Origin of the sequence: Sphingobium sp. DC-2 (assembly GCF_000722555.1) — a bacterium.
Classification (GTDB): Bacteria; Pseudomonadota; Alphaproteobacteria; order Sphingomonadales; family Sphingomonadaceae; genus Sphingobium; species Sphingobium quisquiliarum.
Window position 1 is genome coordinate 83,375 of the sequence record NZ_JNAC01000165.1, and the last position, 24,640, is coordinate 108,014.

The 24,640-nt window shown below is 64.5% G+C and carries 26 protein-coding genes, 1 tRNA gene and 1 other annotated feature; of the genes, 13 read left to right on the plus strand and 14 right to left on the minus strand.

Translation table 11 applies throughout. The features are described 5' to 3' along the window. Positions 1–86 precede the first annotated feature (86 nt). The 10 genes from ET21_RS26810 to ET21_RS0124430 form a co-directional block, all read right to left on the minus strand. Positions 87–1,499: an FkbM family methyltransferase gene (locus ET21_RS26810; protein WP_051585599.1), complete on the minus strand. Its 1,413-nt coding sequence runs from the start codon at positions 1,497–1,499 to the stop codon at positions 87–89. Positions 1,500–1,810: 311 nt separating this feature from the next. After that, positions 1,811–2,410 (minus strand): 50S ribosomal protein L9, encoded by a 600-nt coding sequence (gene rplI / locus ET21_RS0124390; RefSeq protein ID WP_021237986.1) that lies wholly within the window; start codon positions 2,408–2,410, stop codon positions 1,811–1,813. Between the two features lie 13 nt (positions 2,411–2,423). Beyond that, positions 2,424–2,648 (minus strand): 30S ribosomal protein S18, encoded by a 225-nt coding sequence (rpsR, locus tag ET21_RS0124395; protein WP_004212076.1) that lies wholly within the window; start codon positions 2,646–2,648, stop codon positions 2,424–2,426. Positions 2,649–2,661: 13 nt separating this feature from the next. Then, positions 2,662–3,093 (minus strand): 30S ribosomal protein S6, encoded by a 432-nt coding sequence (gene rpsF, locus ET21_RS0124400; RefSeq protein ID WP_021237987.1) that lies wholly within the window; start codon positions 3,091–3,093, stop codon positions 2,662–2,664. Positions 3,094–3,247: 154 nt separating this feature from the next. Beyond that, positions 3,248–3,649 (minus strand): BLUF domain-containing protein, encoded by a 402-nt coding sequence (locus ET21_RS0124405; protein WP_223308153.1) that lies wholly within the window; start codon positions 3,647–3,649, stop codon positions 3,248–3,250. Between the two features lie 138 nt (positions 3,650–3,787). After that, positions 3,788–4,150: an RcnB family protein gene (locus ET21_RS0124410; RefSeq protein ID WP_030541718.1), complete on the minus strand. Its 363-nt coding sequence runs from the start codon at positions 4,148–4,150 to the stop codon at positions 3,788–3,790. Positions 4,151–4,331: 181 nt separating this feature from the next. Beyond that, a complete protein-coding gene (locus ET21_RS0124415; protein ID WP_021237990.1) occupies positions 4,332–5,537 on the minus strand; it encodes an ABC transporter permease in 1,206 nt (401 codons plus the stop codon). Between the two features lie 130 nt (positions 5,538–5,667). Beyond that, a complete protein-coding gene (locus ET21_RS0124420) occupies positions 5,668–6,372 on the minus strand; it encodes an ABC transporter ATP-binding protein (protein ID WP_021237991.1) in 705 nt (234 codons plus the stop codon). Positions 6,373–6,376: 4 nt separating this feature from the next. After that, positions 6,377–7,927, minus strand: coding sequence for an efflux RND transporter periplasmic adaptor subunit (locus tag ET21_RS0124425; RefSeq protein WP_030541719.1), 1,551 nt, complete (start codon positions 7,925–7,927; stop codon positions 6,377–6,379). Continuing rightward, entirely contained in the window at positions 7,924–9,369 is a 1,446-nt protein-coding gene (locus ET21_RS0124430) for an efflux transporter outer membrane subunit (RefSeq protein WP_030541720.1), read from the minus strand. Before ET21_RS0124430 ends, ET21_RS0124425 begins: the two co-directional genes overlap by 4 nt. Positions 9,370–9,545: 176 nt before the next feature. On the opposite strand from ET21_RS0124430, the gene fabD reads away from it, so the two are divergent. The 9 genes from fabD (at position 9,546) to ET21_RS0124475 (ending at position 17,583) form a co-directional block, all read left to right on the plus strand. Continuing rightward, positions 9,546–10,481, plus strand: a complete 936-nt coding sequence (gene fabD / locus ET21_RS0124435) for an ACP S-malonyltransferase (protein ID WP_030541721.1) — start codon at positions 9,546–9,548, stop codon at positions 10,479–10,481. Positions 10,482–10,513: 32 nt separating this feature from the next. Then, a complete protein-coding gene (locus ET21_RS0124440; protein ID WP_030541722.1) occupies positions 10,514–10,939 on the plus strand; it encodes a GxxExxY protein in 426 nt (141 codons plus the stop codon). Between the two features lies 1 nt (position 10,940). Further along, on the plus strand, positions 10,941–11,681 hold the full coding sequence (gene fabG, locus ET21_RS0124445; RefSeq protein ID WP_030541723.1) for a 3-oxoacyl-[acyl-carrier-protein] reductase: 741 nt from the start codon (positions 10,941–10,943) through the stop codon (positions 11,679–11,681). 205 nt (positions 11,682–11,886) lie between these two features. Then, positions 11,887–12,120, plus strand: a complete 234-nt coding sequence (locus tag ET21_RS0124450) for an acyl carrier protein (RefSeq protein WP_007689016.1) — start codon at positions 11,887–11,889, stop codon at positions 12,118–12,120. 180 nt (positions 12,121–12,300) lie between these two features. Further along, positions 12,301–13,560, plus strand: a complete 1,260-nt coding sequence (gene fabF / locus ET21_RS0124455) for a beta-ketoacyl-ACP synthase II (RefSeq protein WP_021236909.1) — start codon at positions 12,301–12,303, stop codon at positions 13,558–13,560. Between the two features lie 10 nt (positions 13,561–13,570). After that, entirely contained in the window at positions 13,571–14,542 is a 972-nt protein-coding gene (gene mltG, locus ET21_RS0124460; RefSeq protein WP_030541724.1) for an endolytic transglycosylase MltG, read from the plus strand. 252 nt (positions 14,543–14,794) lie between these two features. Further along, positions 14,795–14,850 (plus strand) — a sequence feature (sul1 is cis-regulatory element that is thought to sense ions involved in sulfur or methionine metabolism; They are found in Alphaproteobacteria). 56 nt (positions 14,851–14,906) lie between these two features. Then, positions 14,907–16,403, plus strand: coding sequence for a SulP family inorganic anion transporter (locus ET21_RS0124465; RefSeq protein WP_021236907.1), 1,497 nt, complete (start codon positions 14,907–14,909; stop codon positions 16,401–16,403). A gap of 129 nt (positions 16,404–16,532) precedes the next feature. Then, positions 16,533–17,072, plus strand: a complete 540-nt coding sequence (locus ET21_RS0124470; RefSeq protein WP_021236906.1) for a peroxiredoxin — start codon at positions 16,533–16,535, stop codon at positions 17,070–17,072. Positions 17,073–17,109: 37 nt separating this feature from the next. Beyond that, positions 17,110–17,583, plus strand: a complete 474-nt coding sequence (locus ET21_RS0124475; RefSeq protein ID WP_030541725.1) for a 2'-5' RNA ligase family protein — start codon at positions 17,110–17,112, stop codon at positions 17,581–17,583. 104 nt (positions 17,584–17,687) lie between these two features. Here ET21_RS0124475 and ET21_RS0124480 read toward each other — a convergent pair whose 3' ends face one another. Beyond that, a complete protein-coding gene (locus tag ET21_RS0124480) occupies positions 17,688–18,914 on the minus strand; it encodes an NAD(P)/FAD-dependent oxidoreductase (RefSeq protein ID WP_021236904.1) in 1,227 nt (408 codons plus the stop codon). Positions 18,915–19,086: 172 nt separating this feature from the next. Between ET21_RS0124480 and ET21_RS0124485 the strand changes: the two genes are divergently transcribed. The 3 genes from ET21_RS0124485 to ET21_RS0124495 all read left to right on the plus strand — a co-directional run bounded on the left by ET21_RS0124485 (position 19,087) and on the right by ET21_RS0124495 (position 21,656). Next, positions 19,087–20,982, plus strand: a complete 1,896-nt coding sequence (locus ET21_RS0124485) for a potassium transporter Kup (protein WP_051209607.1) — start codon at positions 19,087–19,089, stop codon at positions 20,980–20,982. Positions 20,983–21,069: 87 nt separating this feature from the next. Then, complete coding sequence (locus ET21_RS0124490) at positions 21,070–21,357, plus strand: type II toxin-antitoxin system RelE/ParE family toxin (RefSeq protein WP_021236902.1); 288 nt, start codon at positions 21,070–21,072, stop codon at positions 21,355–21,357. Beyond that, complete coding sequence (locus tag ET21_RS0124495; RefSeq protein ID WP_021236901.1) at positions 21,357–21,656, plus strand: HigA family addiction module antitoxin; 300 nt, start codon at positions 21,357–21,359, stop codon at positions 21,654–21,656. The genes ET21_RS0124490 and ET21_RS0124495 overlap by 1 nt, the downstream gene beginning before the upstream one ends. A gap of 61 nt (positions 21,657–21,717) precedes the next feature. On the opposite strand, the gene ET21_RS0124500 is transcribed toward ET21_RS0124495, so the two are convergent. The 3 genes from ET21_RS0124500 to ET21_RS0124510 all read right to left on the minus strand — a co-directional run bounded on the left by ET21_RS0124500 (position 21,718) and on the right by ET21_RS0124510 (position 22,988). Continuing rightward, the gene (locus ET21_RS0124500) at positions 21,718–22,206 is read right to left on the minus strand and encodes a hypothetical protein (RefSeq protein WP_021236900.1); all 489 of its coding nucleotides are present in this window, start codon (positions 22,204–22,206) and stop codon (positions 21,718–21,720) included. Between the two features lie 101 nt (positions 22,207–22,307). Next, the gene (locus ET21_RS0124505) at positions 22,308–22,739 is read right to left on the minus strand and encodes a universal stress protein (protein WP_021236899.1); all 432 of its coding nucleotides are present in this window, start codon (positions 22,737–22,739) and stop codon (positions 22,308–22,310) included. Positions 22,740–22,911: 172 nt separating this feature from the next. After that, positions 22,912–22,988, minus strand: a tRNA-Met gene (locus ET21_RS0124510). A 234-nt stretch (positions 22,989–23,222) separates the two neighbouring features. On the opposite strand from ET21_RS0124510, the gene ET21_RS0124515 reads away from it, so the two are divergent. Beyond that, a complete protein-coding gene (locus tag ET21_RS0124515) occupies positions 23,223–24,632 on the plus strand; it encodes a circularly permuted type 2 ATP-grasp protein (RefSeq protein ID WP_030541727.1) in 1,410 nt (469 codons plus the stop codon). The last annotated feature ends 8 nt before the right edge of the window (positions 24,633–24,640 follow it).

A 24,640-nucleotide genomic window follows, 5' to 3' on the forward strand; every position in this document is an offset into this window, starting at 1 on the left:
GAAAAGCGCCATTTCCTGGAAATTTTCCTACAGATTTCCGCGCCTTTTTTTCGTCCGCGCGCGGGGCAGCGGCCGCCGGGAGCAAGTTAGGAGGTGACGTTGTCCGCTATATCCTCCGCCAGGCGATCGAGTTCGGCGGGGGGGCGCCTCTTGCTGATCAGCGCGTAGGCGAGATCGCCCTCCTGCCAATAGGCGACGGTCTTTCCGTCGCGGGTGAGCACGGCGGGCTGGGCGGGGGCGACATGATCGTCGCGGATGGCGAAAAGCGAGATGGGGCGGCTTTTCCCGTTCGTGATGATCATGTGCAGGCTTGGCCCGCTGTCGGAGGGAAACAACTGGACATCGGTGATGCGCCAGCCCGCGGGCAATATGGGAAGCGCTATGCGCGCCGACGATCCGACCTCGCCAGCGTTGAACGTCGCGGCGGGGGAGCGGCGCAGATGCTGCCGCATTTCTGCGACCTGGAAGGATTGCAGCGCTTCCTCGACGAAATTCTCCTCCGCCTGGGCCGGTTTCACGAAGGGCTTGCTTTCGAAAGCGAACCAGCCGGTCGCGAGCGCCAGCATGGCTGCGGCGGCGCGTGGAAGATAGGCAGGGCGCGGCGCTCTGCGCGCGGGCGGGGCGGCAGCGATGCCGGGGGAGCGATGCCGCCTGCGCGCAGCGGCGGGCGCTGGCAAACGGGCGGCGGCAGGATTGCGGTGGAATATGGCGTCGAAATGCTGCCCCGTTTCGTGCGGGCCGGCGCGGGTGAAGCCGTGCTGGCGCAGCAGGCCGAATATGGCCTCCGCGCTGGAGCCGTAGCGGCCGAGATTGCGGTCGTCGATCTCCACCACCACGCCCCTGGTCTGCGGCAGAGCGAGGATGGGCGCCAGCCCCCGGAGCGCGGCATATTCGAACCCTTCCACATCGATCTTCACCGTGACCGGGCGATCATCGATAAATGCGAGCAGGCCGGGAAAGTCAGTGATGGACAGGGACATGATCCGCTCGCCCGTTTCGACCGGCGCATGGGCGATGGCGAAGCGGCCGGAATGGCCCGCGCTGCTGTTGTCGAGCAGGTCTGGCCGGGTCAGGGAGGATAGCGCCATGTTGAACGGCAGCACGTTGCCAAGGCCGTTGAGGCCGATATTCCTCACAAGCTTGGTGAAAGTGCCGAAACAGGGTTCGAACGCCATGACCAGACCATCCGGCCCCACACGCTCCGCCGCGAGCAGGCTGAAAACGCCGCAATTGGCGCCGACATCGATGAAGCAATCGCCCGGCCGAAGGCTTTTCACCTCATTGGCGACCCGTTCCCCATATTTGCCGGACAGGCCGAGCAGATGGGTGCGGTCGCCAACGTCGAAGCCGAGATGGACATCGCCATAGCTGGACCGGACCGGCGTGCCGTCCAGCACCGGGGCAAAGGGCCGGAGCAGCCGCCATTTCCCACGGAAAGGCGGAAGGCGATGAACATAGAGGTTCAACAGCCAAGACCGAATCACGCTCGTACCGGGCATCAGCGCACCTCGCTTCAATCCTCCACAGGTCTAGGCGGCTGACAGCCCTTATGGTGAACTTTTCCGAGGTAATCCCGTGGCGGGCTATGCCTGCGCGCGGCCATTGCGCCGGATTTGCGGTGAGACGGGGCGGAGCGAAGATGCATCGCCTGTCCCGCAGGGCCGCTGGCCCCGGCACTTCCGATTGACAAGCTCATGAGGATTGGAGGCGGCGCGAAAGCGTTACCCATTCCGGCTAAAGGCGGATCATCCCAACAAAAAAGCCGCCCGGCGAGGGGCGGCTTTCCTGCTTTTCGATCCGGGAAGGAAGATCAGGCTTCTTCGGCCGGAGCTTCTTCTTCCGCTGCGGCGGCGATTTCGCCCGGTTCCGCATTGGGATCGTAATCTTCGGTGAAGCCGCTCTCGTCCTTTTCGAACAGGTCGGCCATCACGTCCACGCCCTGGGCCTGGAGATCGGCTTCTTCCGGCGAGCGGGCGACGTTCACGGTGATGGTCACCGCGACTTCGGGGTGCAGCGCGACCTTGACGTCGAACACGCCCAGCGTCTTGATCGGGCGTTCCAGCACGACCATCGACTTGGTGACGTTGCTGATGCCTTCGGCCTGCAACGCTTCGACCACGTCACGAACGGCGACCGAACCATAGAGGTGGCCAGCGTTGGACGACTGGCGGATCAGGACGATCTGCTTGCCGTTGACGCCTTCGGCAGCCTTTTCGGCGTCCGAGCGGCGGGCGGCGTTGTCCGCCTCGATCTTCGCGCGGTTGGCTTCGAAGACCTTCTTGTTGGCGGCGTTGGAGCGCAGCGCCTTCTTGTTGGGCAGCAGGAAGTTACGGGCATAGCCGTCCTTCACGGTGACGACGTCGCCGATGGCACCCAGCTTCTCGATCCGTTCGAGGAGAATGATTTCCATGGAGATTACTCCCTCACTTCACGATGTAGGGCAGCAGGCCCAGATGACGGGCGCGCTTGATGGCCTGGGCCAGTTCACGCTGCTTCTTGGCGGACACCGCAGTGATGCGGCTGGGGACGATCTTGCCGCGTTCGGACACGAAGCCCTGAAGCAGACGGACGTCCTTGTAATCGATCTTCGGCGCATCCTTGGCGGCGAAGGGGCAGCTCTTGCGGCGGCGGAAAAACGGGCGTGCCATGTTTCAGATCTCCTTATTCGCCGGCGGCTTCTTCGCGATCGCGGCGCGGGCCACGGTCGCCACGATCTTCGCGCGGGCCACGATCGCCGCCACGGGGACCGCGATCACCGCGATCGCCACGCTCCTGCTTGCGCATCATGACGGAGGGGCCGGTTTCCAGCTCATCGACCTTGACGGTCATGTAGCGGATGACGTCTTCGTTGATCTGGGTCTGGCGCTCCAGCTCGGCCACGACACCGGCGGGGGCGTCGATGTTGAGCATGACATAATGCGCCTTGCGGTTCTTCGCGATCTTGTAGGCGAGGCTGCGCAGGCCCCAGGTTTCCACCTTGGTCACCTTGCCCTGATTATCCTCGACGATCTTGGTGGCGGTTTCCGCCAGCGCGTCCACCTGCGCCTGTGCCAGATCCTGGCGCGCAAGGAACACATGCTCGTAAAGAGCCATGGGTATTGCCTCATCTGTTGGCCGATCGCTGACGCCCACCCCATGTGGAACGCCCCTCCGGCTGTCGTCTCAAGCATTGATCCGCACGGGCGCCGAGTCACCCGGCGTCATGCGAAGCGGGGCCTATGGCGGAAACGGGTCCGCTTGGCAAGGGTCAAGGCCGGTGCATCTCCGCCGACCCGATGAAATGCGCGCGGGTGGAGGGGCCAGCCTTATCGAGCAGCGCGTCGACCTTGTGCCTGAGGCTTTCGGACGGGTGCGCCGGGTCGTCATAGGCCATGCCCCAGTCGCCGAATTCGCGTGCCGCAATGTCCTGCCTGCGCAGCATCACGAGGGCGCGGTGCCTGCCGTCCCGGCCGATCCGCTCATAGATCCGTTCGACATTCTGCCTTGGCCCTTCAAGCACCTGAAGGAAGCGCCTGCCGTTGAAGAGAAGCAGGCCGGTCACATCGTCACGGCTGTTCCGTAGGGCCGCGTCCTGCGCGATCTGCGCGCATTGGGCGGGTGATACGGGGCTGGCCGCGCTGCTGATATACATGATCTGGTACAAGGACATTCCGGTTCCTAACGCATCGCTCCCCCGAACCGCCCAAGATAGCCGCAAAGGCTTTCCATATTATGTTTGACATGGATCAGGAAACGCCCCGGAGAGACTGGCTCGCCGGGGCGTTCGCCGCAGGAGTGGGGGGACGCTTTACCGGATCACATTACCGATCACCGCGCCGATGATCCCCCCTGCGATGGCGACGAGGACCGCGTCATTGCCGGAGCGGACCCAATGATAGCCGCGCGGCGGGGAGGAGAGGCGGTAGGCGCGATAGTCGTTGATCACGCGGTAGTCGCGGGCATAGCGGCGGTCGAAGCGCTGGCCCTTCGCCCAGCGGCGATGGTCGTTTTTGCGGACGACCGCCTTCTGCTTGTAGACGGTGCGGCCGTGCGGGCCCTGCTTTACGACGCGGGTGACTTCCCGGTGGGGGGCGGCCTGCGCCTGGGCGGCGAGCATGGGGCTGGCCACCATGGCGGTCGCGGCGAGGCTCATCAGCAGTTTCTTGATCATCATGACTTGGCTCCTTGTCTTGAACTTTCGCGCCGTTGCTGCGGCGTTGAAGACAGATTTAGGAGGCAGTTGTCGCAAGGATGTGCCGGGGCGCGGGGGAAGTGTCGGAAAGTGTAATGAGGTGGGAATGTTGCGCGCTTTTCCCTTCCCCCTCCCCATCTTGTGATGGGGAGGAGTGGGGCTATTCGTGGCGCAGGGCGTCTATCGGGTTGAGCGCGGCGGCCCGGCGGGCGGGGAAATAGCCGAAGACGACGCCGATCGCCGCCGAAAAGAGGAAGGCGATCAGGTTCACGCGCGGGTCGAAGATGAAGGGCACCTGCATCAGCGGCGCGATGGCGACCGAGGCAATGAGCGCGAGGAAGAGGCCGATCAGCCCGCCGAGGCAGGACAGGACGATCGCTTCCACCAGGAACTGCATCAGCACCTCGCGCGCGACGGCGCCGATGGCGAGGCGGATGCCGATTTCGCGCGTGCGCTCCGTCACGGAAACGAGCATGATGTTCATGATGCCGATGCCGCCCACCAGCAGGGAAATGGCGGCGACCGCAGCCACGATCTGGGTCAGGATGGTGGTGGTGCCGGTCAGCGTGTCGCTGATCTGCTTGGTGTCGAAGACGTTGAAATTATCCTCGGCGCCCGGCTTAATCTTGCGCCGGTCGCGCATCAGTTCCTCCAGGCTGGCCTGCACGGTGGAGGTGTCATAGGCGTCGTCCACCGCGATCATGATCTGGCTGATGTCGCGGTCGCCGGTGAAGCGGCGCTGCACGAACTTGATCGGCATGACGACGACATCGTCCTGATCGCCAAAGCCGCCCTGTCCGCGCGTGGCCAGCGCGCCGATCACCTGACAGGACACGCCCTTGACGCGCAGGCGCTTGCCGACAGGATCGCTGCCCTGGAAGAGGTTGGTGCGCACCGTGTTGCCGATGATGCAGACGGGCTTTCCGGCTTCCTCCTCCTCCGGCATGAAAAGGCGGCCAGTGTCGGCCTTCCAGCTTTGTACCTCGAAATAGGATGCGGTGGTGCCGTAGACGGTGGTTGACCAGTTGCTGCCTTCGTAGATGGCGGTGCCGCTGGACTGGACGAGCGGCGCCACGGCGCGGACGCCGGTCAACTGGTTTTCGATCGCGGTGAGGTCGGCAGGCTTGAAGTCGGGCGGGCGCGGGCCGCCACCGCCACGGCCGAAACCCTGGCCGGGACGCAGTTGCAGGACATTGGCGCCAAGCGAGCTGATCTGCTCGCGCACGGCGGCGGTCGCGCCGTTGCCCAGCGTCACCATGGTGACGACCGCCGCCACGCCGATGATGATGCCGAGCGTGGTGAGGAAGCTGCGCAGCTTGTGCCGGTTGATCGCGCGAAAGGCGAGGATGACGGTGGTGCCTAGCATGATGCTGACTGCCTCTGTTCCGTTCGGGCTGAGCGAAGTCGAAGCCTGGCACTGAGCGGAGCGAAGTGGCCTCGATAAGCTCGGCCGAGCCCTTCGACAGGCTCAGGGCGAACGGATGTGGGACGGTAAATCACGCCGCCGCCACCCCTTCCTCGATCCGCTCCACCAGCCCGTCCTTGAAGTGGACGATGGTGCGGGCGAAGGCGGCCATGTCGGGCTCGTGCGTGACCATGAGGACGGTGATGCCGCCGTTACGGTTGAGGTCGGTCAGAAGCTCCATGATCTCGATGGAGCGTTCCGAATCGAGGTTGCCGGTGGGCTCGTCCGCCAGCAGCACATCGGGCTGGGTGACGATGGCGCGGGCGATGGCGACGCGCTGCTGCTGGCCGCCGGACAGTTCGGCCGGGGTGTGATCCCACCAGTCCTTGAGTCCCACCTTGTCGAGCGCGGCCATGCCCGCGTCATAGCGGGTCTTCCTGTCCTCGCCGCGATAGAGGAGGGGCAGTTCCACATTCTCCAGCGCGGTGGTGCGGGAAAGCAGGTTGAAGCCCTGGAAGACGAAGCCGAAATAGCGCCGGCGCAGCAGGGCGCGCTGGTCGCGGTCGAGCGTTTCGACATGGCGGCCCTTGAACAGGAATTCCCCGCCCGAAGGCACGTCGAGGCAGCCGAGGATGTTCATCGTCGTTGACTTGCCGGAACCGGACGGACCCATGACGGCCACGAAGTCGCCCTGCGCGATGTCGAGGTCGATGCCCTTGAGCGCCTGGAAGGCCGTGGGGCCGGAGCCATAGACCTTCGTCACGCCGCGCAGGGAGATGATGGGATCGGCGGGCATCGGATCAGGTCCCGCTCTGCCTGCCGGTGCCGCGCGCTTCGCTGCCCTGCGGCGATGCCGGAGCAGGGGCGACGGGCGCGGTTTCGGGCGCTGCGTTGCCGCTGTTGCCGATCTGTCCGGCGGTGGCGGGGCGGCCGTCCGTAGCGGGGTTACGATTGCGGTCGCGGGGCTGTTTGCCCTGACCTTGACCCTGGCCGCCGCCATTCTGGTCTTCGGGCGGCGCTTCCTGCCCGGCGGCGAGTTGGCCGGTGATGACGCGCATGCCCGGTTTCAGGTTGCCGCTGGTGATGACCGTCCGCGCGCCGTCGCTGGCGCCGACGACGACCTGGATCGCCTTGGGCTTGCCGTCTTCTCCCACGACATAGACGGTCTGGCTGCTGCCCGCGCCGAAGCTGGTCTGGCGGTTGTTGCCGCGCCGGAAGCGGCGGGGGCCGGGGACGATCTGGCTGGTGATGCCGCCGCCCTGGCCTGCATCGGCGCTGGGCTTGAAGCGCAGTGCGGCGTTCGGGACGAGCAGGACGTCCGCAAGCTGTTGCGTCACGATGTCGGCAGTGGCGGTCATGCCGGGGCGGAGGATCTGGTCCTTGTTATCCACCGCGAGGACGGCGGTGTAGGCGACGACGGTGCCGGTGGTGGAAGTGGCGGTGCTGCTGCTCGACGAACTGGAGGAGGAACTGCCCGAAGCGTTGGAGCCGACATTCACCCGCGTCACGCGCGCGGGGAAGCTGCGTCCGGGGAAGGCGTCGACGGAGAAGGTCGCGGCCTGGCCTTCCTTCACCTGGCCCACATCGGCTTCGTCGACCGACACTTCGACTTCCATCTGCGTCAGGTCTTCGGCGATGGTGAAGAGGACGGGCGCGTTCAGCGATGCGGCGACGGTCTGCCCCGGTTCGATGTCGCGGGACAGGACGACGCCGGTCACCGGGGACACGATCTGCGCGATCGACAGGTTGGTCTGCGCCGTCGAAAGCTGGGCGCGCGAGACGTCGACCTGGGCCTGCGCGGCGCGCAGCGTGCCGAGCGCGGACTGATAATCGGCGCGGGCGGCGTCCAGTTCGGTCTTGGCGGGCACGCGGCCGCCAGAGAGCCGGTAGACGTTGAGCTGCCGGTCGAGCGTCGCCCTGGCGAGAGCGGTCTGAGCCTGCGCCTGCGCGACGCTGGCCTGCGAAGCCGCGACCTGCGCCCGGTTCTGCGTTACAGTGTCGACAAGGCGGCGGGTGTCGAGTTCGGCCAGCCTCTGCCCCCGCGTCACGCGATCGTTGACGTCGACATAGACAGCGGTGATCTTGCCCGACTGTTCGGAACCCACGTCCACCTGATTGATGGGCTTCAGGTTGCCGGTGGCCGACACGGTGACGGTCAGGTCGCCGCGCCGTACTTCGCGCGTGGCATAGTTGGGCTGGTCCTCGCCGGAAAAGCAGCGGGCAAGGAGCAGGATGAGGATCAGCAGCGCGACGCCGATCGCCCCGCGCACGACCCATTTGCGCCATGGCCTGGCGGGCTTTGCGCCCAGGAAATCGTCGAGGTCCTGATCTTTGGTCACATCGTTGCTCATACGGGCGGTGTTTCCATATTCTGCCAGCCGCCGCCCAGCGCGCTGTAAAGCTGGGCGATGGCGAGCGCCTCATCCGCCTGGGCGGAGGCGAGGCTGTTGCGCGCGTTCAAAAGGGTGGTTTCGCTGTTGGAAAGCGTCTGGAAGTCGATGAGGCCCGCCTGATACTGGCTGCGCGCGAGGATCGCGGCATTGTTCGACGCTTCGAAGGCGACGGAGAATTCCGCCTTGCGGGAGCGGGCGCTGTTGAGGGAGGCGATGGCGTTTTCGACATCTTCGAGCGCGGTCAGCACATTCTGCTTATAGGCGGCGAACGCGCCCTCCGCCGCTGCACGCTGGGATCGGACCTGCGAGGCGAGGCGGCCGCCGTCGAATATGACCTGCGCGACATTGGCGAAGATGCCGCCGGTGATCACGTCGAACAGGCTTTTGAAGGCGGTCGCGCTGGTGCCGATATTGCCGCTGATCCCGAGGGCTGGATAAAGCTGCGCCTGGGCGACGCCGATGCGGGCGGTGGCGGCGGCCAGGGCGCGTTCGGCCGATCGCACGTCCGGCCTCTGGCGCAGCGTGTCGGCGGGGATGCCGGTCGCGATGCTGGCGGGCGGAACGGGGATGGGCGCGGGCGTTTCCAGCGCGCGGGTGGCTTCGCCCGGCGCCTGTCCGGTCAGCACGGCGATGCGGTTGAGGCTGCCGCGCAGGCTGGCCTCAAGCTGCGGGATGGCGGCACTGGTCTGGGCAAGCTGGGCGCGGGCCTGCTGTTCGTCCAGCGAGGAGACGAGACCCGCCTGCAAGCGCCACCCGGCGATGTCGAAATTATCCTTCTGGACCGCCTCCGTCTCACGCGCGATGCGTAGCTGCTCCTGCGCGAGGCGAGCCTGCACATAGTTGGTGACCAGTTCGGCGATGATCGTCATGCGCACATTGGCAAGGTCATAGCCCGATGCCGCGAGATCGGCGCGGGCAGCTTCGGAGGAGCGGGACAGTTCGCCGAACAGGTCAAGCTGCCAACTGGCGTTGGCGCCCAGCGTATAGCTGCTGCTCCAGCGGTCGGCGCCGCCCGATATGATGTTGCCATTGTCATCCACCCGCGTCGCGCCGCCACGGTTGGAATAGTTGCGGCCTGCATTTCCCGATCCGTTCACCTGCGGCAGGAAGGCGGCGTTCGCCTGGCGCAGCGATTCCCGCGCCTGGCGAAGGCGGGCCTGCGCCTGGGCGATGTCTAGGTTGCTGGCGACGGCGCGATCGATCAGGCTGTCGAGCGCGGGGTCGTTCAGCCGCGTCCACCAGCTTGCGAGCGCGGCTTCGTCGATCGGGACGGCCGGGCCCTGGCTGTAGGATGCGGGCACGCCCAGCGCCGCAGGCTGGGGCGGCCGGTAGTCAGGGCCAGCCGCGCAGGCCGACAGGGTCAGCGCCGGTCCGGCAATCCAGGCAATGCGATATCGCACCTTTTCCTTGCACTCCGTCGTCGTTAAAGGGGCCCGCAGACATAGCGGGAGCGGATGGGGCAACGCATGGGAACGTGCCGAAATGACGTCCATGCCTCAACGCCATTAATGTCGTAAAGTGTAACGGTTTTGGTGAAGCGGCGCTTTCCGTAGCGTTCTTTGGTTTAAGGTGGATGATGAGGGCATTTGTATTTCCGGGGCAGGGCAGCCAGTCGGTGGGGATGGGCAAGGCGCTGGCCGAGGCGAGCCCGGCGGCGAAGGAACTGTTTCAGGAGGTCGATGACGCCCTGTCGCAGCATTTGTTCCGCATCATGGTGGAAGGCCCGGAAAGCGACCTGACGCTGACGGAAAATGCCCAGCCCGCGATCATGGCCAACGCTCTGGCGACGCTGCGCGTGATGCAGAAGGAAGGCGGCTTTTCGCTGGCGGAAAAGGGCGATTTCGTCGCCGGTCACAGCCTGGGCGAATATAGCGCGCTCTGTGCGGCGGAGGCGTTCGACATTGGCACCACGTCCAGGCTGCTGAAGCTGCGGGGGCAGGCGATGCAGGCGGCCGTGCCGGTGGGCGAGGGCGCGATGGCGGCCCTGCTGGGTGCGGACATCGACAAGGCGCAGGCTCTGGCCGATGCCGCCGCCGAAGGGGAAGTGTGCACCGTCGCCAATGACAATGATCCGAGCCAGGTGGTCATTTCCGGCCATCGCGGCGCGATCGAGCGGGCGGTGGCGATGGTCAAGGATCATGGCATCAAGCGGGGCGTGCTGCTGCCGGTTTCCGCGCCTTTCCACTGTCCGCTGATGCAGCCCGCCGCCGATGCGATGGAAGAGGCGCTGGCGGGCGCGAAGATCAACACGCCGCTGCTGCCGGTCTATGCCAATGTGCTTGCGAGCGCGATCGCCGACCCGGACGAGATCCGCCTGCGGCTGGTGGAGCAGGTGACGGGCCGCGTCCGCTGGCGCGAATCCGTGGCGGCGATGTGGGAAGCGGGCGTGACGGACTTCGTCGAACTGGGCGGCAAGGTGCTGGGCCCGATGATCAAGCGCATCGCCCCCGACGCGACCGTGCGCAGCGTCGTGACGATGGATGATGTCGAGGCGGCGCTCGGCAGTTTCTGATTCACGCGGAGGCGCGGAGACGCGGAGGGGCCTTGGTCGAAATCGATCGCATCAGTGGTGATGTCCTCGACATTGCACTGAAAATGCATCGCGAACTGGGTCCTGGCCTGCTGGAAAGCGTCTATGAGATGATCATGGCGGCCAAGCTGACCGCCATGGGCCATCATGTCGAACGGCAGCGCCCGGTGAACATCCAGTATGACGGGCTGAGGTTCGACGCCGCATTCCGCATCGATTTGCTTGTGGACGGGCGCCTGCTGGTGGAGATCAAGTCGACCGAGCGGTTGAATCCCGCGCACGGCAAGCAGTTGCTGACATATCTGCGTCTGACCCGGCAGCCTGTCGGGCTGCTCATAAACTTTGGCGGCGCGACGTTGAAGGAAGGCGTGAAGCGTATAGTCAATGACTATCGGCCCTCCGCGTCTCCGCGCCTCCGCGTGAACCAAAAAGGAGAATGATATGTTCGATCTGACAGGCATGACCGCGCTGGTGACGGGCGCTTCGGGGGGGATCGGGTCGGCGATCGCCAGGGCGCTGGCGGGGCAGGGGGCGCGGCTGGCGCTTTCGGGGAGCAATGAGGAGAAGCTGAAGGCTTTCGCGGCGGAGCTGGGCGGGGGCCATGAGACGCTGGTTTGCAACCTGTCCGATCCGGCGGCGGTGGATGCGCTGGTGCCGCAGGCGGTGGACGCGCTGGGCGGCAAGATCGACATTCTGGTCAACAATGCGGGCATCACGCGCGACAACCTGATCCTGCGGATGAAGGACGACGAATGGTCGGACGTCATCTCGGTCAATCTGGAGGCCGCGTTCCGCCTTGCCCGCGCCGCCGCCAAGCCGATGATGAAGGCGCGTTTCGGCCGCATCATCTCCATCACCTCGGTCGTGGGGGTGACGGGCAATCCGGGCCAGTCCAACTATGCCGCGTCGAAGGCGGGCATCATCGGCATGTCGAAGTCGCTGGGCCAGGAACTGGCGAGCCGAGGCATCACGGTGAACTGCATCGCGCCGGGCTTCATCCGGTCGGCGATGACCGATGCGCTGAACGAAGCGCAGAAGGCCGCGATCCTCCAGAAGATCCCGGCGGGCGGCCTGGGCAGCGGCGAGGATATCGGCGCGGCGGTCGTCTATCTGGCCAGCAGGGAGGCAGGCTATGTCACCGGGCAGACGCTGCACGTCAATGGCGGCATGGCGATGATCTGACCGCGCGCGGCGTGCATTGCGGCGGGCGGGACGAGCGCCAAGTCCCTTTGCAACGCCGCCGCATTGTGCCATCCGGGCGAGCGTAGGGGACGGAAATCATCTTTTTCGATCGTTTCTTGCCTCTTGCCTCGCACGGGGCTTGGCTCTAGGGCATGCCTTAACAGTTATTCATAACCTCAACGATACCCAGTAAAAAGGACCACTCATGAGTGAGACCGCGGATCGCGTTAAGAAAATCGTCGTCGAACATCTGGGCGTCGAAGCCGAAAAGGTGACCGAAGACGCAAGCTTCATCGACGATCTGGGCGCAGACAGCCTGGACATCGTTGAGCTGGTGATGGCGTTCGAAGAAGAGTTCGGCGTGGAAATCCCTGACGATGCGGCTGAAAAGATCGCCACCGTCAAGGATGCCATCGATTATATCGACAGCAAGCAGTAAGAACGTCTGGCGGCCCGATCCCGGAGGGTTGCGGCCGCCATACGTTGTGAAGGGAATGGCTCCTCCTGTCCGGGCAGACCGGACCTTGGGGAGCCTTTTCGTATCTGGACCGCCGTTCACAAGCGCTTTGGAAGCAGCTAAGGAACGGCGCAAGTTCGTGAAGTTTTTCGGAGCAGATATATGCGTCGCGTCGTCGTAACCGGCCTCGGCATGGTAAGCCCGCTGGGCGGAGATGTCGAAACCTCGTGGAAGAATATCATCGCGTCAAAGTCCGGCGCGGCGACGATCACGCGCTTCGACGCCAGCGAGTATAAGTGCCGCATCGCGTGCGAGGTAAAGCCCGCGGATCATGAATATGGCTATGATCCCGGTCTGGACGTCGATCACAAGATCCAGCGGCAGGTCGATCCCTTCATCGTCTATGGCATTTCCGCCGCCAGCCAGGCGCTGCGCGACGCGGGGCTGGACAATATGAGCGAGGAGGAACGGCTGCGCGCTGGCTGCTCGATCGGTTCGGGCATTGGCGGGCTCCCGGGGATCGAAAGCGAGTCGCTGGTGCTGGCGAACAAGGGGCCGGGCCGGGTGAGCCCGCACTTCGTCCATGGGCGCCTGATCAACCTGATTTCGGGGCAGGTCTCGATCAAATATGGCCTGATGGGGCCGAACCATGCGGTCGTGACGGCCTGCTCGACCGGCGCGCACTCGATCGGCGACGCGGCGCGGATGATCGCGATGGACGATGCCGACGTCATGCTGGCGGGCGGCGCGGAAAGCGCGATCTGTCCGATCGGCATCGCCGGTTTCGCCCAGGCGCGGGCGCTGTCCACCGCCTTCAACGACACGCCCGAAAAGGCTTCCCGCCCCTATGACGTCAACCGCGATGGCTTCGTCATGGGCGAAGGCGCGGGCGTGGTCGTGCTGGAAGAATATGAACGCGCCAGGAAGCGCGGCGCGCACATCTATGCCGAAGTGATCGGCTATGGCCTGTCGGGGGACGCCTATCATGTCACGGCGCCGCACCCGGAGGGCAATGGCGGCTATCGGTCGATGGAAATGGCGCTCAGGAAGTCGGGCCTCAGCTTGTCCGACATCGACTATGTGAACGCGCATGGCACGTCGACCCCGCTGGGCGACGAGCTGGAACTGGGCGCGGTCAAGCGGCTGTTCGGCGACAATATCGCCACCATGTCGATGAGCAGCACCAAGTCGGCGATCGGCCACCTGCTGGGCGGCGCGGGCGCGGTGGAGAGCATCTTCTGCATCCTGGCAATGCGCGACCAGATCGTGCCGCCGACGCTGAACCTGGACGAGCCGAGCGAAAGCTGCGCGGGGGTCGACCTGGTCCCGCACGTGGCCAAGGAGCGCAAGGTGCGCGCGGTGCTGAACAACAGCTTCGGCTTTGGCGGCACCAACGCCTCGCTCATCATGAAGGCGATCTGAGGCCATTTCCATGCGGCGGCTTGGCTGTAGCATATTGCTGGTCGGCCTGGCCGTCGCGGCCTTTATCGCGTTCCGGTTCGTCCATGGCTGGACCGAGGCGGGACCGGCGGCGAGCGACATCAATGTCGTCGTGCCCGAAGGCGCGTCGATCGCGGATGCGGCGGTGCTGCTCAAGCGGGCCGGGGCGGTGCGCTCCGCCGATGCCTTCCTGACGCGGACCAAGGTGTTCGGGCGCGGCAAGTCGATCAAGGCGGGCGAGTTCGTGATCCCCAAGGGCGCGAGCAATGCGGAGATCTTCTCTATCCTGCAAGGCGGCAAGACGCTGACGCGGCTGGTGACGATCCCGGAAGGCATGCCGTCGATCCTGGTCTACGAACGGCTGATGGCGAACGATCAGCTGACCGGCACGATCGAGGTTCCGCCCGAAGGCAGCGTGCTTCCCGACAGCTATGCCTTCGACAAGGGGGAAAGCCGCGCCGCCGTGCTCAAGCGCATGCAGGATGCGATGACCCGCACCCTGGCGAAGCTGTGGGCGGAGCGTTCGCCCGCCGCTGTCGTCAAGACCCCGCGCGAGGCGATCATCCTTGCCAGCATCGTGGAAAAGGAAACCGCCGTGCCAAGCGAGCGGCCGATGGTCGCGGGCGTCTATGGCAACCGGCTGAAAAGCGGCATGATGTTGCAGGCGGACCCGACGATCATCTACCCGATCACGAAGGGCAAGCCGCTGGGGCGGCGGATCAAGAAGTCGGAAATCGCGGCGGTCAACGACTATAATACCTATGCGATGACGGGCCTGCCCAAGGGGCCGATCGCCAATCCGGGCAGGCTGTCGATCCTGGCGGTGTTGCAGCCCGCGCAGACGAAGGCGCTGTATTTCGTCGCGGACGGGAGGGGCGGGCATATCTTTGCCGACACGCTGGAGCAGCATAACCAGAATGTGCGGAAATGGTTCGATATCCGGCGGGCGCGGGGCGAACTTTGAGGGGTGGAGTTCCGGTTGCCGTTTGAGGCGTGTTGATGCTTCCTGTGCTGTAGGCTTGGGGAAAGGGGTCGCAGGCTGTGGAGAAGGGGGCTGGTGGCGCATTTTCCCCTCCACCATCGGCTCAATCGATGGTCCCCCTCCCCATCGTTGATGCGGAGGATTTTTGGGTGAGGGCTGGCCATTCTTTCAATAGCCGCCTTTTCGCAGGCCTGTTGATTCACCGGCATGCGCCCTCTATAGGGCTCGCATTCGCAAGGACCCGGTGAAAGTCCGGGTGGCTATTCCGGCCGCTGATCCGCCGGACAACAACATGCACCAATGCTGAGGCGCCGTTCGGCGTCCGGTGCCCTGTTGTGGATTTTCAATGACATTCGATCTTCCCGCTTACCGCCGCCAGTGGTTCACTGACGGCGCCGCCGCCCGCCGCGACATCCTGGCGGGCATTGTCGTCGCGCTCGCGCTCATTCCCGAAGCGATCGGCTTTTCCATCATCGCGGGTGTCGATCCGCGCGTAGGTCTATACGCTTCCGTCACCATCGCCATGACCATCGCCCTGATCGGCGGCCGTCCGGGCATGATTTCGGCAGCCACCGCCGCCGTCGCCATCCTCGTCGTGCCGCTGGTGCGCGAGCATGGTGTCGAATATCTGTTCGCCGCCACCATCCTGATGGGCGTCATTCAGATCATCGCCGGTCTGCTGCGGCTCGACCTTGTCATGCAGTTCGTGTCGCGATCGGTCATCACCGGCTTCGTCAACGCGCTCGCGATCCTGATCTTCATGGCGCAACTGCCGCAGCTTACCGGCGTCGGATGGGAGACATACGCCATGGTCGCCGGAGGTCTGGCGATCATCTACGGCTTTCCCCGCATCACCAGGGCGGTCCCGTCGCCGCTCGTAGCCATCCTGGTGCTGAGCGCGATCAGCATCGGCCTGGGCCTGTCCGTCCATACGGTGGGCGACATGGGCAAGCTGCCCGAGGGGCTGCCCAGCCTGGCCCTGCCCAACGTTCCGCTGACGATGGACACGCTGCGGATCATCCTGCCCTATTCGCTCACGATGGCGGCGGTCGGCCTGCTGGAGTCGCTGCTCACCGCGCAGATCGTCGATGACATGACCGGCACCGACAGCGACAAGCGCCAGGAATGCGCCGGTCAGGGCGGTTCCAACATCGTTGCGGCCCTGTTCGGCGGCATGGGCGGTTGCGCGATGATCGGCCAGTCGGTGATCAACGTGACCTCCGGCGGGCGCAGGAGGCTATCGACCTTCGTCGCTGGCGCGTTCCTCCTTTTCCTGCTGGCGGTCCTTGGACCTTATGTCGGCCGCGTGCCGATGCCTGCGCTGGTCGCCGTCATGATCATGGTGTCGATCGGCACGTTCAGCTGGAATTCGATCGCGAACCTGCGCCGGCATCCGCCCACCTCTTCGGTGGTCATGCTGACGACCGTGATCGTGGTCGTGGCGACCCATGATCTGTCGCTTGGCGTGCTTGCAGGCGTGCTGCTCTCCGGCATCTTCTTCGCCGCCAAGGTGCAGCGCATGTTTTCTGTCGAGCGCGAAGTCACGGGCGACGGAACGCAGGCGACCTATCGCGTCACCGGCGAGATCTTCTTTGCATCGGTCGAGCGGTTCACGCGCGCATTCCAGGCGGAGGATACAGCAAAAGACGTGCGCATCGACGTGTCACAAGCGCACTTCTGGGACATTTCCGGCGTCGGGGCACTCGACAAGATCGTGGCGCGGTTGCGCCGCGATGGCCGCTCGGTCGAGGTGACCGGCTATAACCGCGCCAGTGCGGACATTGTGGATCGTTTCGCCTTGCATGACAAAACCGGCTTCGAGCTAGGCGCGGTCCCGCACTAGCCACGCCATACCATTAACGTGGGATGGTGGAAGGATCGGCTTGCGTTGCCGGGTGTTCCATGCCCTGATTGCCGCATCCCACGTGCGGCGGCAGGGCGCGGGAGCGCGTGAAGACAAGGAGATGCGACGATGCTGGGACGTTCTGTGCCTGATGTGACGCTGAAAACCCGTGTGCGCGATGAGAGCGTGGGCGGGCCCAATCCCTTTCGCTGGCAGGATGTGCAGACCGGCGACCTGTTCAAGGGCAAGCGCGTGGTCGTCTTTTCCCTGCCCGGCGCGTTCACGCCGACCTGCACGACCGAACAATGCCCCGCCTTCGAGCGCTATTATGACGAGTTCAAGGCGCTGGGCGTGGACGATGTCTATTGCATATCGGTCAACGACGCCTTCGTCATGTACCAGTGGGGCAAGCATCTGGGCATCAAGAATGTGAAGCTGCTGCCGGACGGGTCGGGCGACTTCACGCGCCGGATGGGCATGCTGGTGAAGAAGGACCATCTGGGCTTTGGCGACCGTAGCTGGCGCTATGCCATGGTGGTGGATGATGGCGAAATCGTCGCCTGGTTCGAGGAGCCCGGCATCAACGATGTGGGCGAGGATGACGATCCCTATGGCATGAGCAGCCCTGAGCCGGTGCTGGAGTGGCTGAAAGCGCATCCGGCTGACTGACGGCCCGGCCTGCGCGCCGATCGTCGTGACGGCGCTGATGGGGGCGCAGGACTTTGCCTGGGCGGATGGGCTGCGGCGGGCGCACTTCCCGCCGGAGCGCAACCTTGTGCCCGCGCATATCACGCTGTTCCACCATCTGCCGCCATCGCTGCTGCCCGAACTGGCGGAGCGGATGAAGCGGCTCTGTGCGGAACCGGCTCCGGCGGCGGCGCTGACCGGCGTGCTGTTCCTGGGGCGAGGGGTCGCCTTTCAGGTGGAGAGCGAAGGGCTGCTTTCGATCCGGGAGGAGTTGGCGGAGGCTTTCGCCGGGCTGCTGACGCCGCAGGATCAGGCGCGGCCCAGATTGCATCTGACGGTGCAGAACAAGGTTCCGCCGGGGCAGGCGCGCGCGCTGGCTGATGAACTGCGCGCGGGATTCCGGCCGCGTCCGCTGCGGATCAGCGGACTTGCGGCGTACTATTATCGGGGCGGGCCTTGGGAACTGGCGGTGAAGGCGGGTTTTCGCGGGTAGCGGGTTTCAGGCGGCGGCGAATAACATCGACGCGGGACCGGGCTCTTACGAGCCGCTTGTCCCGTTCGAGTGCTTTCGCGGGAGCATAGGGTCAGCCATTCGCCTTAGGCCAGACCGACTTCCTTGAGAGGGATCGACGAGTCGGCAAGCTGTGATTGATCGAGCACCGCGCCAGACAGGACATGGGCGCGGCCCTGGACATAATCCTTGACGGCGTTGACGCAATCGAGCGCGATCAGCTTGCCCGCCTTGAGGTAAAGCACCGAAAAGCTGCGGGTTGCCGGGTCGCCGCGCAGGATGGTCTGGTCATGGCCGGTGGAAAGGCCCACGGTCTGGAGCTTCAGGTCATATTGGTTGGACCAGAACCATGGCACGGCGTCATAAGCTTCTTCCTTGCCCATGATGTGCGCCACCGCGGTCTTTGCCTGATCATTGGCGTTCTGCACGGATTCCAGGCGGATCTGCGCTCCACGGGCGAAGCGGTTCGCGTGCGATGCGCAGTCGCCCACGGCATAGATGTCGGGCAGGCTGGTGCGGCAATATTCGTCCACGTCCACGCCATTGCCGCCCGCCGCGCCCGCCGCGATCAGCGGGCCGGTTTCGGGGATGATGCCGATGCCCACGATCACCATGTCGGTTTCGATCCGCTCGCCATCCTGCATCAGCACGGCGGTCGCCTTGCCATCGCGCACTTCGATGCAGTCCATCTTCGCGCCGGTGCGCAGGTCGACGCCATGGGCGCGATGTTCAGCCTCGTAGAAGCGGGACAGTTCCTCCCCGGCGACGCGGGCGAGAACGCGGTCGAGCGCTTCCAGAAGCACGACCTTCTTGCCGAACTTGCTGAGGACGGCGGCGGCTTCCAGGCCGATATAGCCGCCGCCGATGACGGTCACATGGTTGATCTGGTCCAGCTTCGCCATCATCGCGTCGACATCGTCGCGGCGGCGGACGGCATGGACGTTGGACGCGTCGGCGCCGTTGCAGGTCAGCATGCGCGGGCTGCCGCCGGTCGCCCAGATGAGCTTGCCATAGCCGATCTGCTCATCGCCTGCGGTCAGCACGTGCGCCTGGGCATCGACGGTCTTCACCCGGCGTCCCAGCAGCATGTCGATATTGCGTTCGGCCCAGAAGCTGGCCGGGCGGATCAGGATGCGGTCGAAGCTCTTGTCCCCCGCGAAATATTCCTTGGAAAGGGGAGGGCGTTCGTAGGGCGGGTCCTTTTCATCGCCGATCATGGCGACGGACCCTTCGAAGCCGAGCTGCCGCAGGGAGATCGCGGCCTGCGCCCCGGCATGACCGGCGCCCACGATCACAACGTCATAATGGTTCATCGGCCCCCAATCCTCTCGAAAAGTGCATTGGAGCCGTCATTGGCGCGCTTTGCCGGGGGTTGCAAGGGGCGGTTGACGAAGATTGCGCCTGCGGCCGCCGCTTCCCCGGTGGCGGACCCCCTGGCGAATGTGGCATAGGCGGCCTCGCAAAAGGGGACTCGTGCGCATGTCGATGCATGATGAGCTGACCGGCCGGGGCGCCGCTCATGGCGCGCGCGGGCCGCTTCCCGCGCTTGCGCTGGGGGCGCTGGGCGTGGTGTTCGGGGATATCGGCACGTCGCCGCTCTATGCGCTGAAGGAAAGCTTCGTCGGGCATCATCCGCTGACGGTCGATCCGGCCCATATCTACGGCGTGCTGTCGCTGATCTTCTGGACCATGATGATGATCGTCACGGTCAAATATGTGTTCATCGTCATGCGCGCCGACAATGATGGCGAAGGCGGCAGCATGGCGTTGCTGGCTATGATCGGGCGCAGGCTGGGCAGCGGGCGCTGGACGCCTGCGATCACGGCGCTCGGGGTGCTGGCGACATCGCTTTTCTATGGCGATGCGATCATCACTCCGGCGATTTCGGTGCTTTCCGCGATCGAGGGGCTGACGGTGGTGGAGGCGGGATTGAGCCCGCTGGTGCTGCCGATCGCCATTTGCGTCCTGATCGCGCTGTTCGTCATCCAGAGCTTTGGCACGGCGAAGGTCGGCGCGCTGTTCGGGCCGGTGATGGCGGTCTATTTCCTGACGCTGGCGGTGCTGGGGATCGCGAATATCCTGCGCCACCCGGAAATCTTCCAGATCATCAACCCGGCCTGGGCGTTTCACTTCTTCCAGCTTGACCCGCGGCTCGCCTTTCTGGCGCTGGGGTCGGTGGTGCTGGCGGTGACGGGGGCGGAGGCGCTTTACGCCGACATGGGCCATTTTGGGCGCAAGGCGATCAGCATCGCGTGGCTTTACGCGGCGCTGCCTTGCCTGATGCTCAACTATCTGGGGCAGGGCGCGCTGTTGCTGGACAATCCGGCGGCGGCGCAGAACCCCTTCTTCCTGCTGGCGCCGGAATGGGCGCGGCTGCCGCTGGTGATCCTCGCCACGCTGGCGACGGTGATCGCGAGCCAGGCGGTCATATCCGGCGCATTTTCGGTGACGCGGCAGGCGGTGCAACTGGGCTTCCTGCCGCGGTTGCGCATCCTGCACACCAGCGCTTCGGCGGCGGGGCAGATCTATGTGCCGCTGATCAACTGGGCGTTGCTGGTCTTCGTCATATTGCTGGTGCTCGGCTTTGGCAGTTCCAGCAATCTGGCGGCCGCCTACGGCATCGCGGTGACGGGCACGATGGTGATCACGACCTGCATGATGGGCGTGCTGGCGTTCAGCGTGTGGCGCTGGAACCGGCTGCTGGCGGCCGGGGTGACGGGGCTGTTCCTGATCATCGACGGCGCCTATTTCCTGTCCACGGCGACCAAGATACCCGATGGCGGCTGGTTCCCGCTGCTGGTGGCGGCGCTGTCCTTCCTGGTGCTGACGACATGGGCGACCGGGCGGCGGATCATGCGCAATTCTCTGCGAGAGGATGCGATGGACCTCGACCTGTTCATCCGGTCGGCAGGGCCGTCGCTAAAGCGGGTGCCGGGCACGGCGATCTTCCTGTCGTCATCGGCCGAAGGCGTGCCGCCCGCGATGCTCCACAATGTGAAGCACAACCGCATCCTGCACGAACGCAACATCATCCTGACGGTGCGGACCGAGGATGTGCCGCACCTGCCGTTCGACGGGCGCACGGAAGCGCAGGATCATGGCCAGGGATTTTACCGCCTGATCCTGCGCCACGGCTTCATGGAAAATGTGGACGTGCCCGCCGCGATGAAGGCGGTGCGGGATTGCGGCGGGCCGATCGGCGTGGCCGACACAAGCTATTTCCTGAGCCGCGAAACGCTGGTGCCTTCGTCGCGTCCGGGCATGGCGATCTGGCGCGAGCGGCTGTTCGCGTGGATGGTCCGCAATGCGGAAAGCCCGATGGCCTTCTTCAAGCTGCCAACGAACCGCGTCGTCGAACTGGGATCGCAACTGGAGATTTGAGGCCGCGCCTGCGGCGCGAAAACACCGGCAACAAGGCTTTATGTAAAGCGACACTTGACATATCTACGGAAGGCAATACTTTCCTTCATGGAGATTGAAAGCGTCGCCCATAAGGCGCTCCGGCGGTTTTTGGAGACTGGCAAACCCAAAGGATTGCCCGGCGGCCTGGTCGACCGATTGTTCAAGATGATTAACTTCATCATCGATGCTGAGACGCTGGATGAACTTTCGACGCCGCCAAATTACGGCCTTCACCCTCTCACCGGCGACCGGGCAGGAACATGGGCGATGACCGTGACACGCAATTGGCGGCTGACCTTTGTAATCGACGGGCGGGGCGCGATCGTAGATCTGAACCTGGAGGATTATCACTGATGACTATCAAGATTCATCCATCGTTCGCGATCCATGCGGGTGAGTGGCTCAAGACCGAGATTGTCGAGGCCCACGGCGTTTCGATCAACGATCTCGCCAAGGCTTTTGGAGTGAGCAGGCAGTCGATCAGCGCACTTCTCAACGGTCGAGCGGCCCTGTCCGCTGATATGGCGATCCGCTTCGAACATGCCTTTGGCGTAAAAGCCGAGACCCTGATGCGGATGCAGGCCCGGCATGAGTTGGGCAAGGCACGTGAGCATGAAGCCGATCTGATGGTTCCGAGTTTGATTGCCGCTTGACCGCCTCCATGCTGTCATCTGGCATCCGATCGGCTGATGCGCCGAGCCGTTGCGGGGCCGTTTATCGTTGCGGGCGGCAGGGCTTTCCCTGATATTGGTGACGGTTCAGGACATATTGCTTGCCGTTCCAGCGTTCGACCGGGAAGCAGAAGCCGGGGCCGCCAACTTCGATGTCCGGCCATCCGCCCGCGCCCTTCGTCGGCAGGAAAGTGGGAATGCCCTGGTTCGCGGTGATCCGCTTCCAGGTGGCGTCGGCCTGTTTGCTGACGATCGTGTAACCCATGCCTGTCATGCCGAAGCAATAGGTTGACCCCTCGGTAATGACAGCTTCGGGCCTGCCGTCGCCGTTCAGGTCGCGGACTGTCTCTATCGTGCCCGGACTGTAGCTTGGCGTGCCCGGATCGCCGCAGGCGCGCCATTGCTTGCCCGCGAGCTTGAACCCGCCAGCGCGGAAGGCGGCGGCGCGGTCGGCGGGGGAGAGGGAGGATTGGGCGTAGGCAGGCGCAGGCAGCAAGGCGATGGATGCGGCAAGGGCGATGACTCGGTGCATGGCGCTCTCTCCCTGTGAAAGGGCCTGCCTATCATGTTTCGTTGCCGAAAGCATCCCGGCTGAGCCGGCCGATCGCCCCCGCGCTTGCGCCTGGCCCCTTGTCAGGCGGCCTTGCCCTGCCGCGCGATAAGGACGCTGATGGGCGAGTTGCGGACGATCGCGGCGGCATTGGAGCCCAGCACGCGCGAGGACAGCGATGGCTGATGCGATCCGATGACGATGAGGTCAGCGCCGATATGCTGCGCTTCGTCCAGAACTTCGTCGCGGACGCGGCCGCGGCGGGAGACGAATGTAGCCTTTTCCAGCCCGAACTCGACCTTCCACTGGTCGATCAGGCGCTGGGCCTCGCCAATTTCCTGCGTGTCGAAATCGACCGTGATCATGCCTTCATAATTCACCGGCAGGAAGTAGCGCACATAGAGAATATGCACCTTCGCGCCGCTCACAGAGAGAGCGCGGGCCGCTTCCAATGCCGACCTGGCATGGTCATGATCGTTGATGTCGATGGCGACCAATATGGATGAAAAAGCCATAGTCTCTCCTTTCCTGATCAGATCGCCCTACCATGGAGCCTGATCCGAAAGGTGTAGCGTCTGTAACAAAGCATTTCGGGCGAAGGCGCAGGACATTTGTCCACCAGCTTGCGGATGCTGGGACGCATTGGCAACGCAAGCGCGAAAGCCGCTGATTTCGGGATATTTTAGGTGGTAGCGGAGGAGGGACTTGAACCCCCGACACGCGGATTATGATTCCGCTGCTCTAACCAGCTGAGCTACTCCGCCCCAAGGGCTGCGCCGGGCCATCGGCCCTGCGGTGAGGGCGCGCTATAAGCAGGGTCATCGGCGGGGGCAACGGGGTTTGCATGGCGCCGCCGTAAATTCTGCCATGTTTGCCGCGCGCGACAATTTTGGCAGCCTTCCGCCGGAAAACGCGTTTTGCGCTTGCAATCGCGCCGTCGCGTTGCACTAATGTTGCAATGCACAACCGGCGGTTGCCGCCGAGGGAGGATCGACACCTTGCCCTTCCACGAAATGTTTGAGCCCGACGGTTCGCTACGCGCCTGCTATGCCGAAGTGCAGAACTGGGTGGAGCGGACAGGCATTGCCGGGCTCAACCGCAGGCTGGAGGAGGCGGAGGCGATATTCCGCCGCATCGGCATCACCTTCGCCGTCTATGGTGAGGGAGGCGACCCGGAAAGACTGATTCCGTTCGACCTGTTGCCGCGCATCTTCACAGCGCAGGAATGGCGGGTGCTGGACCGGGGCATCCGGCAGCGGGCGAGGGCGCTCAACGCCTTCCTGCACGACGTCTATCATCGCGGGGAGATCGTGAAGGCGGGGATCATGCCCGCCGGCATCATCTACAGGAACAGCGCCTATCTGGCCGAGATGGCGGGCTTCACCCCGCCCGGCAAGGTGTACAGCCACATCGTCGGGATCGACATCGTGCGCACCGGCCCCGCGCGGTTCGAGGTGCTGGAGGATAATTGCCGGACCCCGTCCGGCGTATCCTACATGCTGGAAAACCGGGAGATCATGACGCGCATGTTCCCCGAACTGTTCGGGCAGGGAATAGTGGCGCCGGTGGATGATTATCCAGCCGAACTGCTGAAAAGCCTGAAGGAAGTCGCGCCGCCCGCCTGTTCGGGCGATCCGGTGGTGGTGCTGCTGACCCCCGGCGCGCTCAACGGCGCCTATTATGAACATAGTTTCCTGGCCGACCTGATGGGCATCGAACTGGTGGAGCCCGCCGACCTGTTCGTGGATGAGGACCGGGTGTGGATGAAGACCACGCTGGGGCCTCGCCAGGTCGATGTGATCTATCGCCGGATCGATGACGAATATCTCGACCCGCTCGTCTTCCGCGCTGACAGTCTGCTGGGGATACCGGGCATCTTCAACGTCTATCGCAATGGCGGGGTGACGCTGGCGTCGGCGCCGGGAGCGGGCATCGCGGACGACAAGGCCGTCTATATCTACGTGCCCGAAATGATCCGCTTCTATCTGGGGGAGCAGCCGATCCTGGAGAATATCCAGACATGGCAATGTTCCCGGCCGGACGAGTGCGCCTATGTGCTGGAGCATCTGCACGAACTGGTCGCCAAGGAGGTCCATGGATCGGGCGGATATGGCATGCTGATCGGACCCAAGGCGACGCGGGAAGAGATCGCCGCCTATGCCGATCGCATCAGGGCCAATCCCGGCGAGTTCATTGCCCAGCCGACGCTGGACCTGTCGACTGTGCCGACTCTGGGACCGGCGGCGGTGGTGGGCAGGCATGCGGATTTCCGGCCCTACTGCCTGGTCGGAAAGCAGATCAGGCTGGTTCCCGGCGGGCTTACCCGCGTGGCGCTGACCGAAGGGTCGCTGGTGGTCAACTCAAGCCAGGGGGGCGGGGTCAAGGATACATGGGTGTTGCAGGACTAACCGGGATG

Coding starts and splice junctions, on each gene's coding strand:
- ET21_RS0124415 (WP_021237990.1), bottom strand. CDS start 5,537: ATGCTAGGCACCACCGTCATCCTCGCCTTTCGCGCGATCAACCGGCAC.
- ET21_RS0124425 (WP_030541719.1), bottom strand. CDS start 7,927: ATGAGCAACGATGTGACCAAAGATCAGGACCTCGACGATTTCCTGGGC.
- ET21_RS0124495 (WP_021236901.1), top strand. CDS start 21,357: ATGACTATCAAGATTCATCCATCGTTCGCGATCCATGCGGGTGAGTGG.
- rplI (WP_021237986.1), bottom strand. CDS start 2,410: ATGGAAATCATTCTCCTCGAACGGATCGAGAAGCTGGGTGCCATCGGC.
- ET21_RS0124475 (WP_030541725.1), top strand. CDS start 17,110: ATGGGGGCGCAGGACTTTGCCTGGGCGGATGGGCTGCGGCGGGCGCAC.
- rpsR (WP_004212076.1), bottom strand. CDS start 2,648: ATGGCACGCCCGTTTTTCCGCCGCCGCAAGAGCTGCCCCTTCGCCGCC.
- ET21_RS0124480 (WP_021236904.1), bottom strand. CDS start 18,914: ATGAACCATTATGACGTTGTGATCGTGGGCGCCGGTCATGCCGGGGCG.
- ET21_RS0124500 (WP_021236900.1), bottom strand. CDS start 22,206: ATGCACCGAGTCATCGCCCTTGCCGCATCCATCGCCTTGCTGCCTGCG.
- rpsF (WP_021237987.1), bottom strand. CDS start 3,093: ATGGCTCTTTACGAGCATGTGTTCCTTGCGCGCCAGGATCTGGCACAG.
- ET21_RS0124505 (WP_021236899.1), bottom strand. CDS start 22,739: ATGGCTTTTTCATCCATATTGGTCGCCATCGACATCAACGATCATGAC.
- ET21_RS0124450 (WP_007689016.1), top strand. CDS start 11,887: ATGAGTGAGACCGCGGATCGCGTTAAGAAAATCGTCGTCGAACATCTG.
- ET21_RS0124405 (WP_223308153.1), bottom strand. CDS start 3,649: ATGTCCTTGTACCAGATCATGTATATCAGCAGCGCGGCCAGCCCCGTA.
- fabD (WP_030541721.1), top strand. CDS start 9,546: ATGAGGGCATTTGTATTTCCGGGGCAGGGCAGCCAGTCGGTGGGGATG.
- ET21_RS0124470 (WP_021236906.1), top strand. CDS start 16,533: ATGCTGGGACGTTCTGTGCCTGATGTGACGCTGAAAACCCGTGTGCGC.
- fabG (WP_030541723.1), top strand. CDS start 10,941: ATGTTCGATCTGACAGGCATGACCGCGCTGGTGACGGGCGCTTCGGGG.
- ET21_RS26810 (WP_051585599.1), bottom strand. CDS start 1,499: ATGCCCGGTACGAGCGTGATTCGGTCTTGGCTGTTGAACCTCTATGTT.
- ET21_RS0124410 (WP_030541718.1), bottom strand. CDS start 4,150: ATGATCAAGAAACTGCTGATGAGCCTCGCCGCGACCGCCATGGTGGCC.
- ET21_RS0124485 (WP_051209607.1), top strand. CDS start 19,087: ATGCATGATGAGCTGACCGGCCGGGGCGCCGCTCATGGCGCGCGCGGG.
- ET21_RS0124420 (WP_021237991.1), bottom strand. CDS start 6,372: ATGCCCGCCGATCCCATCATCTCCCTGCGCGGCGTGACGAAGGTCTAT.
- mltG (WP_030541724.1), top strand. CDS start 13,571: ATGCGGCGGCTTGGCTGTAGCATATTGCTGGTCGGCCTGGCCGTCGCG.
- fabF (WP_021236909.1), top strand. CDS start 12,301: ATGCGTCGCGTCGTCGTAACCGGCCTCGGCATGGTAAGCCCGCTGGGC.
- ET21_RS0124490 (WP_021236902.1), top strand. CDS start 21,070: ATGGAGATTGAAAGCGTCGCCCATAAGGCGCTCCGGCGGTTTTTGGAG.
- ET21_RS0124465 (WP_021236907.1), top strand. CDS start 14,907: ATGACATTCGATCTTCCCGCTTACCGCCGCCAGTGGTTCACTGACGGC.